Below are 11,884 nucleotides of genomic sequence, written 5' to 3' on the forward strand. Positions count from 1 at the left end.
TGGCGTACCAAGTAAACATCTGTGGATCAGGTGAAAAGCGTGGCCGATTGATGGTTGGGCCCGGATAAGCGCGAGTTGCTTCTGGACAGGAGGCGGGGCTAACCTATCCGAAGAGCTTGCGTTAAGGGTAGCTAGTTTATTTCCACCTACTTTCCTTGCTATTATGAATGATACCCAACTCCTGCAGAACTACTCCGACCAAGAGAAAGCCGCTTACCTGAGCGTTATTGCTAGCCTCGCTTCTGCTGACCGCGAAGCATCGGCTGCCGAAATAGAGTTCCTGCAGCAACTTGCCCACCAGGCCAACCTGAGCGGCGGCGCTACCCAACAGGTACTGAGCGCAGCCAAAGATGCCTCTAACGAAAGCATCAAAGGCAACCTGGATGCCCTGCGCTCCAGCGACCTGCGTTTCTCCCTGGTAACCGACCTGATCAGCTTTGCCCGCGCCGATGGTGCTTACTCCAACACGGAGGAGGAAATGGTAAACAAAATTGCCGCCTACCTTGGCATCAACCAGCAGCAAAAGCAGGTTCTGGAACAAGTAGTTGACCAAGCTGCGCACGTACCCCACGATGCCAATGACCCGGCCAAACAAGGCTTCTTGGGCGGTATTTCCGACAAGCTGTCGAACGTAGGAATTCCTAAAGGAGCCCTAATGGCGGGCCTGCTCGGGGTAGTGGCTCCCATGGTTATTTCCAGAGTGATGAACCGCGGCGGCGGAATGCCCGGTGGTGGCGGTGGCCTGCTCGGCGGCATGACCGGCGGTGGTACCATGGGGGCCTGCTCGGGGGAGCGGCCCAAAGCGGCATGGGCGGTTTGCTCGGTGGCCTGCTCGGCGGGGGCCTACTTGGCGGCATGATGGGCGGCGGGGGCCAGCAAAGCTCCTACGGCAATTATCCGCAGCAAAGCTCGCACGTGGGCAGCGGGGGCCTAGGCTCCCTAATGTCGATTCTGGGAGGCCTGGGCGGACAGCCTAACTCGCAGCCCCGCAGTGCTGGCGGTGGCGGGCTGGGTGGCCTGATGAACGGCGGTATGGGTGGCCTGCTCGGCGGTTTGCTCGGGGCCGGTAACCTTACCTTCTAAAAACAATACAACAATAAGCGGGCTGCTCCAACTGGGGCAGCCCGCTTGTTTATTACGCCAACCTGAAAGCAGGATAGTATTAGCTCGGGGAGCCAACCAGCTGCACCACCGTGGTGCCCGTGCTGGCGAAGGCACCGCCGGCGGCTTCTACCACCTCCACCAGGCGGTAATTCAGCTGCTCTTTCACATGCAGGTACTCGTCGTAGTTTGTAGTTTCTACGAAATACTGCACGGTTACCTCTTTGGCCGCGGGGGTAAGGGCCGCAAACTGAATCTGCACCTCCTTGGTTACCAGCGGGTTTTCTTCCAGGGCCAGCTTGCCTTCTTCCACAATGCGGTGGAGCTGCTGGCTGGTGGTAGTGTGGCTCAACGCCAACGTGAAGCTTACGCGCCGGGCCGTGCGTAGCGAGAGGTTGTCCAGGGGCTTGTCGATCATGCTCTTGTTGGGCACCGTGACGTAGCTTTTCTCCGCCGTGCGCAGGCGCGTGCTCCGGAAGCCAACCTTCTCTACGGTGCCCGTCACGGCGCCCACTTCCACCAGGTCGCCGACCGCGAAGGGCCGATCAAGGAAGATAGTAAAGGAGGCAATCAGGTTTTCGAGGCTTTCTTTGGCAGCAAAGGCCACGGCCAGGCCGCCAATACCCAAACCCCAATAAGGGCCGTTACATTGACCCCGAACACCTTGCTGAGCATCACCAGAAAGGCTAGCGTCAGGACCAGAACCTTGAGCAGGTCTTTGGCGAAGGGAATCAGCTGGTCGTTGAGGCGGGAAACTTGCGTCTCGGCCCGGCGGCGGAACACCAGCACCAGAAAATCAATCAGCCGCAGCCCAATCCAGGCGACACCCGTGATAATGGCAATCTGGTAGAGCCGAAACAGCGCCACCTGGGGCCAGGGCTCGTGCTTGGTGATGTCGGCGCTGCGCACGGGGTAGTCCAGGACCTGAAAGGCTAGGTATATCGTGACGAAGAACACCACGATGGACACAGGCTGAATCAGCAAGGCCTGGAACTGCTGCTCACTAACGCCCTCCGTGCGCTTGCGAATGAAGCGAAATACCAGCTTGGAAAGCAGGCGCGAAAGCAGCGTCTTGAAAGCGTACCCAAACAGCAAAATGCCCAGGCACGTCAGGTAGGCCCCCACGTTGTTGCCGAGGAAGCGGTAGTTCAGAATCTCCTGAAGGGTCATGAGTAAGGTCTTGGGGCCTTGAGGTCCTGTGAGTTTCGGGTCTTGACTACTGTTCTGCTAGCTTCTTGCTTCCGTGAACATTATCCAAGATCCTGCGTCCCTAAGACCCCAAGATTCAATTACACCAACTGGCGCAGCGCCATTTCAAACGACTTCTGGGCAATGCCGGTAGTGGCCTCGCTCTGGTGACGCGTGCGTTGCAGGGCCGCCCGAATGATAGTAGAAGTGTCCTGAAAAATAGCCTGATCGGTAATTTCCGCGTTGGATTCCATCAGGTAGGCGAATACTCGGGCCATGCCGCAGTTGGCAATGAAATCGGGAATCACGCTGACATTGGCATCGGCAAACTCGCCGGTGGGGCCGAAGAAGATTTCTGGGTCTTGGAAGGGCACGTTGGCTCCGCAGGAAATAACTTCCAGTCCGCCTGCTACCAGCTGCTCAACCTGCTCGCGCGCTACCAAGCGGGAGGCCGCCGCCGGAATAAAGATTTCAGCCCCGCTACTCCAGATGCGCTGATTTACTTCCGAAAAAGAAAGCAGGTTGCTGGCTGCCAAGGCGTTGCCTTCGCGCTGCAAAAAAAGCGTCCGGATTTCCTCCAGCGAAAAGCCGTCTTCCTTGATGAGCCCGCCAGCCCGGTCGATGATGCCTGTGATGCGGGCGCCCTGGGTGGCTAGGTAGTAAGCTGCCGCCGCGCCCACGTTGCCCCAACCCTGAATAATGGCGCGCTTGCCTGCTACGGAGCGGCCGCCCCACAGCTCGTAGTAGTGGCGCACGGCTTCAGCTACCCCGTAGCCCGTAATCAGGTCCGCGACGGTGTATTTGCGGCTCAGGTCCGGAGAGAAGGTAGCGTCTTCGAGCACTTTTACCACACCCTGGCGCAGTTGGCCCAGCTTCTGTATCTTCTGGGGCTCGGTGGCGCGGTAGTGCCCGTTCACAATACCTTCCTGCGGGTGCCAGAGACCGTAGTCCTCCGTAATGGGAATAACGTCGTGAATCTCGTCCACGTTTAGGTCGCCGCCGGTGCCGTAATAGGCTTTCAGCAAGGGAATTACGGCCCGGTACCAGCGCTCCAGCACGCCGCGCTTGCGCGGGTCCTGGGGGTCGAAGTTGATGCCCGACTTTGCGCCGCCAATGGCCGGACCCGAGACCGTGAACTTCACTTCCATGGTCTTGGCCAGGCTTTCCACCTCGCGTTTGTCGAGGCCCTTGCGCATACGGGTGCCCCCGCCGGCTGCCCCGCCGCGCAGGGAGTTAATCACCACCCAGCCTTCGGCTTCGGTTTCGGCGTCTTTCCACTCAAAAACAATTTCGGGGCGCTTGTTTTCAAACTTGGTGAGCAGGTCTTTCATCGAAAAATAGTCGGGGGTAGGGTAGGAGCTTCGGCGCAAAGGTAAGCAGCGGCTTTGGGCCCGTGGTTATAGCGTGCGGACACGGCTTGGGAAGGTCACCGCCGCTGATTTCGTGGCCAGTGTAGCCCATTCGCTGACTATGAGCGTATTACAAAGGCAAGGGTACTGTTGCCGGGAATTGCCACGTTTAAGGGAAAGAGGATGCAAATCTGTTGGATTTGTAAATTTTTTTGGCAGCTGGTACGTTAAAAGGAACTATGCAGCCGTAGAATATCGTATTAGCCATATTCCTGCCTGCCCCACCCTGGTACCACCGTTGTAACGACATATGAAACCATTGCTTTCAAGAGTAGAGTCCAAAAAAGTAGACAAGGCGGCCGCCATGCTGAAGGTATTGGCGCACCCGAAGCGCCTGGCCATCGTCGATCTGCTCGGTAAAGAGGAGAAGATGACCGTCACGGAAATCTACCGCTCCCTCGATTTGCCCCAGGCCATTGCCTCCCAGCACCTCATCACCCTCAAAGACCGGGGCATCCTGTCCTCGTTCAAGGTGGGCACTAAGATTTACTATTCTCTTTCCATTCCGAAGCTACTGGACGTAATCGATTCGTTGGAGGATTGCTGCGACACCATGTAAGTGCCGGCTTCGAAGGAGCAACGGTAACTATCGATATACAAAAAGCCCTTCTGAAAGTCAGAAGGGCTTTTTGTATGGATCCAATGGTGGAGTAGCTAAGCTACGTCGGGCTGGCGCTCCAGGTCGAACAGGTCCGTCAGTACATCGATGAGCTGGTCGGCCTCGCCGCGTTTGCAGGCAGCTTTGAGCTGTAGCACGGGCTGCTTCAGAATCTTCTGCATCAGGGAGCGGGTGATGTCGTCCATGCGCTTGGCCTCCTCGGGGCTCATTTTCTTCTGGAAGCGGTCCATTTCCTCCAGCCGAATCTGCTCCAGGGCGTTCTTCAGCTTCTGAATGGTCGGGGACACCATCATCTCCTTGGTCCAGTCCTGTAGGCCGATCATGCTTTCTTCGATAATGGCCCGTACCTGGGGCACGGCGGCCAAACGGCGCTCCAGCGCGGCCGAGGCCTTACTATGGATGGCGTCAATGTTATACACCAGCACGCCGGGCACCTGCTCCACATCGGTGGCAATGCTGCGGGGCACGGACAGGTCGATGAAGAATTTGTAGCTCAGCACGTCGAGGCGCTCCACCATGTCGCGGGTGAAGAAGGGCTCGTCGCGGGCAATGCTGCTGATGATAATGTCGGCTTCCTTAAGACCGGGTACCAAGCTTTCGAAATCAATAACCTTCAGGCCACACTCCTGGGCCAATTCATCGGCCTTGGAGCGGGTGCGGTTACAGATGGTCACGTCCTGAAACAGCTTACTGTCGCCGAAGTGGCGGCAAACATCGGCTCCAATTTCGCCCAAGCCTACCACCAGTACGCGCGGGTTGGCGAGGTCGGCGGTCAACTCTTCCACCAACTCCAACGCGGCGTAGGAGGTAGAGGCTGCCCCGTCGCGGAAGGAGGTTTCCTGCTGCACGCGCTTGTTGGTGAAGAAGATAGTGTGTAGTAAGCGGTGCAGGAAAGGGCCCGCGGCATCGGCATCAGCCGACCACTGGTAAGCCTGCTTGACCTGGTTGCTGATCTGCATGTCGCCAACTACCTGGGCGTCAAGGCCCATGGCTACCTCAAAGAGGTGGCGTACGGCGTCGGTATGCTGATCGAGAATATCGAAGTAAGGGAAGTACTCGGCTACTTCGGGCAGATTCTTGAGCTGACCCAGGGCTTCAATAATGGCGGGGCTTTGGTCGCGCGCAGCGGAATAATATACTTCTGTGCGGTTACAGGTGCTCAGCACAAGCAGGTCGGTGAGGGCCAGCTCGTGGTGGAGGGTGTGCAGGAAACGGCGACAGGCAGCCTCGTCCAAGGCAATCAGCTCCCTGATTTCCAGGGGAGCTTTTTTAAAGGAAAGACTAACGGCCTTGAATGGATGGAGCATAGCTTGTGCTAGTGCGAGAATCAGAGGGCAAAAATACAGTACAAATTGCTAGCGTAAAAACAGTTGCTACCCCCTAGTGGTTCGGGCAAACCTATATTGGCGTTGAAAGAGGGGTTTAAGCAGATTAAAGAAAGGTTATTCTCGTTTAATTAGACAAAAATCATTTCGTTGCGTTACGCCTAGGCTCTCTACTGTTGAGCTGCCCGTTGGCGAGGCCGTATCTTCGTAGGGGTGCGGGCCGTATGCTGCACCTTCCCATCCGCTTGTTTCTGCCCTGTGCTGCCCATCCCGATTTACGACCAAAAGTCCCGCATCAAGCTCGTAATTGTAGGCGTGGCCCTGCTGATTGGGGCGGCCACGGTTATCTACACCAACCTGCTGGTGCAGCGCCTCTCGGAACGGGAGCAAAAGCAAATTGACCTCTACGCCAAAACCCAGCGCTACCTCATCAACACCGAGGAAGAATCGAACGTGTCCTTCCTGTATGATGAGATTATTGAGGCCAACACCACCATTCCCGTCATCTGGGCCGATGACAGTGGCTACCCCCTCGACGCCCAGAACCTACCCGTTCCGAAGGGTCTGAGCGAGACGGCCCGCGTGACCTACCTGCAACGGGAAATGCAAAAGATGAAGGAGCAGCACCCACCCATTGTCATTGAGATTGGGGCGGGGTGCGCAACTTCATTTACTATAAGGAGTCGTCGCTCTTGACGCAGCTGCGGTTTTACCCGTTGGTGCAGCTGGCTATTATCGGCTGCCTGGGCGTTATTGCCTACTTCGCGTTCAGCTACTCTCGCCGCGCCGAGCAGAACCGCGTGTGGGTGGGCTTGGCCAAGGAAACGGCCCACCAGCTGGGCACCCCGCTTAGCAGCCTAGTGGGCTGGCAGGCCTACCTGCGCGAGTCGGAACGGTTTAAGGATGAGCCTATTGTGGAGGAGCTGGGCAAGGACATTCGGCGGCTGGAAATCATTACGGAGCGGTTCAGCAACATCGGTTCGGTGCCCGTGCTCAAGGACGAAAACATCCTGCGCGTCACCCAGAATGCCATCAGCTACCTGCAGAGCCGGGTGTCTAGAAAGGTGAGCTTCGAGATAAAAACCGACCTGCCCACTGATACGCCCGCCCAAGTCAACATCCCGCTTTTCGACTGGGTCATTGAGAACATCTGCAAAAACGCCGTGGATGCCATGGACGGCCGCGGCAGCATTACCATTCACCTGCGCCGCCCCGTGCGCAACAAGTCCCAAATTGCCATCGACATCACCGATACGGGCAAGGGCATCTCCAAAAGCAAGCTCGAAAGCGTGTTCCTGCCCGGCTACACCACCAAAAAGCGGGGCTGGGGCCTGGGGCTGGCTCTGGCGAAGCGCATCATCGAGAACTACCACAAGGGGCGCCTCTTCGTGAAGTGGAGCGAGGTAGGCCGCGGCACTACCTTCCGGGTGATACTGAACGGGTAACCTAGCAGCTAGTTAGCCTACCCTGCTACCGCGGCCAGTGCGCTACTCGCTCCGGCCGGTTTTCTGGTCCTGGGTTGCCACCTCTTCGGCCCCTTCCCTGATCTTCTTTACTTCCGAGCGGTTGGTGATTTCTACGTAGCTGTTGCCGCGCACGGGCTTGCCGTGGTGGGTGCCTTCTACCCGGCACATGCCCTCCCAATAGTGCATTTTGATGCCCGCAAATAGTTTTAGGGTCAACTCCTGATCCTGCATGACGGGGTAATGGTCAGGTCGTAGCCCTGGCTGGGAATGCGCAGGCGCCACTTGTTGGGGTAGCGCAGCTTGGAGTGCGGACTGGTCCAGTAAGCCAGGGGCTCCAGCTGAAAGTCCTGTTGGCCAAGGTGGATGTTCTGGGCCTGAGCTCCGTAGTGCGAGCCGCCCCCAATGCTTTGCCCGGTGGCCTTATTGTAGAGCTGGTAGGCCATAATTTCCTCGCGGGGCTCATCGAGCTGAATGCTAAACCAGTCCCAGCCCAGGTCCTTGGTGGTTACGCTGTTGCAGTTCCACTGCCGGTCGTACCACAGCTCGCCCTCTACCTGCCGCACCTTGCCGTTGATTTCAACCGAGCCGCTGGCTTGCAGGCGGGGTAGCTGTAGTAGCCAGCCGTGGCGGTGGGCCCATAGTGCTCGTAGCCAGTGCCCCGTGCAGTAGTACGGGCTTGGTGGGGGTAGTCGTTAGGTCGATGGCGTGGCCGGTGTGGGCGGCCATGCGGGCCTGCAAGTGGTAGGTGCCTTCCTGCCCGCTGAGGGTCCAGCGCTGGGCCTGTTTCTGGGTCACTAAGCGGAGTGGCAGGGTAGGAGCTAGCAACTGGGGCAGGCGCTCCACTTTATAATCGTAGCGGAATTGCTGCTGCTGCGGATCGGTGAGGGCGAAGTTCACCATCTGCCAGTCCTTCTTGCCCGTGATGTTGAAGTGGAAGAATACATACTCTACTCCGAACGTTTCGCCGGTGGCTTTGTCGCGCAAGTGGCCCGTGAAGTACCACCATTCCAAGGAGTTCTGTTTATGCACCGCCTCTTCCTGGGGCAGCTGGGCGCGCTCGGAAAATACATCGTGCTTGTTGGTGGGCTTGAGGGCGCAGCCGGCAGTAGTAAACAGGAGCAGCAGGGTAGCAAACAGCAAATTCTTCATACCCCGCAATAAGGTTTTTCGGGGCCGAAAGGTTTGACTACCGGCGCGTTTTGCTACCGCCGAAACGGCTGCGTAAGCCTCCACCACAAGCCGCGGGCGTGTACCAGGGGGGCATGCTGTAGCCGCCTACAATGATTACTTCTCCACCAAGCACGCGTCCGTCAGGGGCCAGCGTCACGGTCAGGGGCTGATGTAGCGCCGCAGAACGCAGCGTAAGAAGCTGGCTGACGTAACCAACAGAGCTAACCTGTACCTCTACCAGGCCGGCTGGCTCAGTGCTGGCCGGCAGTTGTAACTCAAACTTTCCATCAGACCCGGTGCTGACGCCGGTAATTGTGCCCTGCACCAGCACCGTAACGCCTGGCAGCGGCTCCTGGGTAGCAGAATCCAGCACAATGCCCCGCACCACCACGGGCGGTAGGGCCAGGCGGGGAGCTGGAGCGGCGGCCATCATGCCCATGGTAATGCGGCGCTGCTCCACCGGCGTGCTGGGCCGCAACTGTGCCGCGGCCGGGGCCACCGCCGCGCCTACTCCAGCAAAAGCCAGAACCGCGGCCATGAGGCGGGAGTAGTATGGGGCTGGTGCTGCGGGTAGCAACGGCCGCTCGAGCTGACTGGCCCGGAAGCGGCCGCAAGTAGAGCCAGAGCCTTTGGGCTGCCCTAGGTGAGCCAGCAGCTCGGCGTCTGACATGCGAGTGAAATCTACGACTACCTTATCACAAGCGGCGCAGTGGCGGCCCTGAACGGCGGGCGTCATAGCCTGCCAGCTTTCGTGGCAAGGCTTAGGAACGGAGAGAGTAGGGCGGGGCATAAACGAGAAAATTAAGGGTCTGCTGGGTTGATGCCGCGCCCGACTACATTCCACACCAAACCGCCAAACTTCTTCCGTAAGACGAGAGCAGCGCATCTTCTTTCGGGGCGGCTGAGGTAGCGGGGCGGAGCCCTGGCGTGCAGCCCCGCGCATTATTCTGTATCTTTTGCCCCCTTAACCTCTCACTACGGCCTTGTCTACACCTCTCCCGCCCTCGCGCCTCAGCGGCCTGTTTCGCCGCAAAAGCCTGACTGATATTCTGCATAATCCGCCCGCTGATGCCGAAGGCCACGGCCCCGGCGAGAGTGGGGGCCTAGCCCGGCACCTAACCGTGCGCGACCTAACGGCTCTGGGCATTGCCGCCGTTATTGGAGCGGGCATCTTCAGCACCATCGGCAACGCCTCCCACGACGGCGGGCCGGCCGTGTCGCTGCTGTTCGTGTTTACGGCCATTGCCTGCGCCTTCTCGGCTTTGTGCTACGCTCAATTTGCGGCCACTATTCCCGTGAGCGGCTCGGCCTATACCTACGCCTACGCCTCCTTCGGGGAGCTGGCCGCCTGGATTATCGGCTGGGCCCTGATTATGGAGTACGCCGTGGGCAACATCGTAGTGGCCATATCCTGGTCCGATTACTTTACGGGCCTGCTGGATGGCATTGGGGTGCATATTCCGAGCTACCTGACCATGGGCATGCAAAGCGCCCACAAGCACTACAACGAGGTGTTGGCCCTGATGCAGGCCGGCAAACCGCTGGCCGAAGCCTCGCCGGCTCAACTGGCTGGCTACCAGACCTGGACCTCGGCGCCCGAGCTTTTTGGAGGCCTGCGCTTGGTGGTCGACTTGCCCGCCGGCTTGATTACGCTGCTAATTACGGCCATTGTCTACATCGGCATTAAGGAGTCTAAGAACGCCTCCAATCTGCTGGTGCTGCTCAAGCTGATTGTGGTGGCCACCGTCATTGGCGTGGGTGCCTTCTACGTGCAGCCCGGCAACTGGACTCCTTTCGCCCCGAATGGGGTAGGTGGGGTGCTGAAGGGCGTATCGGCCGTGTTCTTTGCTTACATCGGTTTTGATGCCATCAGCACCACGGCCGAGGAGTGTAAAAATCCCCAGCGCGACCTGCCCCGGGCCATGATTTACGCCCTCATCATCTGCACTGTGCTCTACGTTATTATCACGCTGGTACTCACGGGCATGGTTTCCTATAAGGAGCTGGGCGTGGGCGACCCGCTGGCTTTTGTGTTCCAGAAAGTGGGCCTGAACTGGCTGGCGGGGGTAGTGGCCGTATCGGCGGTGTTTGCCATGGCCTCCGTGCTACTCGTGTTCCAGATCGGGCAGCCCCGCATCTGGATGACCATGAGCCGCGACGGGCTGCTGCCGCCGGTGTTTGCCAAGGTGCACCCCAAGTTTCACACGCCTTCGTTTAGCACCATTGTCACGGGCTTTTTTGTGGGCGTGCCGGCCCTGCTGCTGAACATGGACCTGGTAATTGACCTGACCAGCATCGGGACCCTATTTGCCTTTGCGCTGGTATGTGGCGGCATTCTTATCATTGACCCTCATGGCCAGAGCGAGGCCCGCTTCAAGGTGCCCTACATCAACGGGCAGTTTCTGGTGCCCTTGGTTATGCTGCTGGGGCTGGGGTTGCTGTTTGTCTATAACCAGGAGGGGCTCCAGGCGTTCGGCAGCGCCGTGCGCGGCGACGGAGGCTACGAGGAGTTCCGCCACTACATTCCCATGCTGGTGTTTATTGGGTTCTGTCTAGGGCTGGCCTGGCTGTCCTTTCGCAAGCGCCTGTCTCTGCTGCCTACCCTGGGCCTGCTCACTAACCTGTATCTGATGACCCAGCTGGGCATCAACAACTGGCTGCTGTTCTTTGGCTGGCTTGTTCTGGGTCTGGTGCTATACTTCAACTACGGTTACAAGCACAGCCGATTAGGCCTGAAAAAAGTAGCCGTAAGCCGGTAAATTCAGCCGTTGTCCGGTACCTTTCCCGAACCCGCCGGCGCTGGCAGCCGGCGGGTTTTGTATGTCCGCTACTTTCTAGCCTGATCAATTTTCGACTTGTATCTATACGGTTTATGTCGGCTGCTGCTACTGCTTCCTCTCCTTCTGCTACCCTTGCTACCCGCCTAGAAGCCGCCCGCCAGGAGCTGCTGGACTTGGGCCTACGCAACCCCCTGCTCAACTTTCGGCCCTCACCTGCCCGGGGCGTGCTGGTGGTGGGCGAGGAGGCCGGGGCGGTGTACGAGGTGCTGGTGCGCCAGGGCAAAACCATGTACTTCCAGGGCGCGCCCGGTTCTCGAAAGACCATAAAGTCTCCCGACTCGGTGCAGTTCATGAGTGGCTTTACCCCCCTGGAAGCGGCCGCAGCGGGACTGAGTGAGGCCGAAGCTCAAGCCCAACGGGACGCGTATTATAAAGCCGCCCAGCAGCCAGTACCGTCGCCAACGGAACTAACCGAAGTGGAGCGCCACGCCCTGCTCACCGACAACAAGCTGCAAACCGCCGACCCAGTGGATAAGCTGGAGAATCGGCTGCTCAATACGTATTACACGGCCCGCACCAGCCTAGAGGAAACCGGTGTTAATATTCTCTACCTGGCCCTGGGACAACTCACTTGGTATGAGGCTAATAGTAGCCTGGAACCTCACTGCGCGCCGCTGCTGCTGGTGCCCGTGCTGCTGGAGCGCGGCACCGCCGCCGAGCGGTTTCGGCTGCGCCACACCGGCGCCGAAATAGAAGGCAACCTCTCCTTGCAGGCCAAGCTGCGGGTCAGCTTCGGGTAGCGCTGCCCCTGCCCGAAGCCGAAGAT

The 11,884-nt window shown here is 58.8% G+C and carries 13 protein-coding genes and 1 pseudogene; 7 read left to right on the top strand and 7 right to left on the bottom strand.

The features are described 5' to 3' along the window. Positions 1–163 precede the first annotated feature (163 nt). On the top strand, positions 164–859 hold the full coding sequence (locus tag MUN84_RS12325) for a TerB family tellurite resistance protein (RefSeq protein ID WP_244694361.1): 696 nt from the start codon (positions 164–166) through the stop codon (positions 857–859). After that, positions 856–1,083, top strand: a complete 228-nt coding sequence (locus MUN84_RS12330) for a hypothetical protein (RefSeq protein WP_244694362.1) — start codon at positions 856–858, stop codon at positions 1,081–1,083. The genes MUN84_RS12325 and MUN84_RS12330 overlap by 4 nt, the downstream gene beginning before the upstream one ends. Before the next feature lie 79 nt (positions 1,084–1,162). Here MUN84_RS12330 and MUN84_RS12335 read toward each other — a convergent pair whose 3' ends face one another. From MUN84_RS12335 to MUN84_RS12345, 3 genes are all read right to left on the bottom strand, one after another. Next, positions 1,163–1,708, bottom strand: coding sequence for a mechanosensitive ion channel family protein (locus MUN84_RS12335; RefSeq protein WP_244694363.1), 546 nt, complete (start codon positions 1,706–1,708; stop codon positions 1,163–1,165). Next, positions 1,672–2,271 (bottom strand): hypothetical protein, encoded by a 600-nt coding sequence (locus tag MUN84_RS12340; RefSeq protein WP_244694364.1) that lies wholly within the window; start codon positions 2,269–2,271, stop codon positions 1,672–1,674. Before MUN84_RS12340 ends, MUN84_RS12335 begins: the two co-directional genes overlap by 37 nt. A gap of 119 nt (positions 2,272–2,390) precedes the next feature. Continuing rightward, positions 2,391–3,620, bottom strand: coding sequence for a Glu/Leu/Phe/Val dehydrogenase dimerization domain-containing protein (locus MUN84_RS12345; protein ID WP_244698851.1), 1,230 nt, complete (start codon positions 3,618–3,620; stop codon positions 2,391–2,393). A 328-nt stretch (positions 3,621–3,948) separates the two neighbouring features. Between MUN84_RS12345 and MUN84_RS12350 the strand changes: the two genes are divergently transcribed. Then, positions 3,949–4,257: an ArsR/SmtB family transcription factor gene (locus tag MUN84_RS12350; protein ID WP_044003755.1), complete on the top strand. Its 309-nt coding sequence runs from the start codon at positions 3,949–3,951 to the stop codon at positions 4,255–4,257. A 95-nt stretch (positions 4,258–4,352) separates the two neighbouring features. Here MUN84_RS12350 and hemA read toward each other — a convergent pair whose 3' ends face one another. Next, positions 4,353–5,624 carry a glutamyl-tRNA reductase gene (gene hemA, locus MUN84_RS12355; RefSeq protein ID WP_244694365.1) on the bottom strand — a complete coding sequence of 424 codons (1,272 nt, stop codon included), beginning with the start codon at positions 5,622–5,624 and terminating at the stop codon, positions 4,353–4,355. Positions 5,625–5,900: 276 nt separating this feature from the next. Between hemA and MUN84_RS23825 the strand changes: the two genes are divergently transcribed. Further along, positions 5,901–6,338: a hypothetical protein gene (locus MUN84_RS23825; RefSeq protein ID WP_317238921.1), complete on the top strand. Its 438-nt coding sequence runs from the start codon at positions 5,901–5,903 to the stop codon at positions 6,336–6,338. Then, positions 6,299–7,087: a HAMP domain-containing sensor histidine kinase gene (locus tag MUN84_RS12360; protein ID WP_317238922.1), complete on the top strand. Its 789-nt coding sequence runs from the start codon at positions 6,299–6,301 to the stop codon at positions 7,085–7,087. Before MUN84_RS23825 ends, MUN84_RS12360 begins: the two co-directional genes overlap by 40 nt. 42 nt (positions 7,088–7,129) lie before the next feature. Here the strand turns inward: MUN84_RS12360 and MUN84_RS24595 are convergent. From MUN84_RS24595 to MUN84_RS12380, 3 genes and pseudogenes are all read right to left on the bottom strand, one after another. Further along, positions 7,130–7,551, bottom strand: a pseudogene (locus MUN84_RS24595) (lipocalin family protein). A gap of 133 nt (positions 7,552–7,684) precedes the next feature. Continuing rightward, a complete protein-coding gene (locus MUN84_RS12375) occupies positions 7,685–8,257 on the bottom strand; it encodes a carotenoid 1,2-hydratase (protein WP_244694368.1) in 573 nt (190 codons plus the stop codon). A gap of 37 nt (positions 8,258–8,294) precedes the next feature. Continuing rightward, positions 8,295–9,068 (bottom strand): carboxypeptidase-like regulatory domain-containing protein, encoded by a 774-nt coding sequence (locus tag MUN84_RS12380; RefSeq protein WP_244694369.1) that lies wholly within the window; start codon positions 9,066–9,068, stop codon positions 8,295–8,297. Between the two features lie 193 nt (positions 9,069–9,261). Between MUN84_RS12380 and MUN84_RS12385 the strand changes: the two genes are divergently transcribed. Then, a complete protein-coding gene (locus MUN84_RS12385; protein ID WP_410780049.1) occupies positions 9,262–11,037 on the top strand; it encodes an amino acid permease in 1,776 nt (591 codons plus the stop codon). A 113-nt stretch (positions 11,038–11,150) separates the two neighbouring features. Then, the gene (locus tag MUN84_RS12390; protein WP_244694370.1) at positions 11,151–11,858 is read left to right on the top strand and encodes a DUF4011 domain-containing protein; all 708 of its coding nucleotides are present in this window, start codon (positions 11,151–11,153) and stop codon (positions 11,856–11,858) included. Positions 11,859–11,884: the final 26 nt, after the last annotated feature.

The sequence above is a fragment of the Hymenobacter sp. 5516J-16 genome, from assembly GCF_022919335.1.
GTDB classification, from domain to species: Bacteria; Bacteroidota; Bacteroidia; order Cytophagales; family Hymenobacteraceae; genus Hymenobacter; species Hymenobacter sublimis.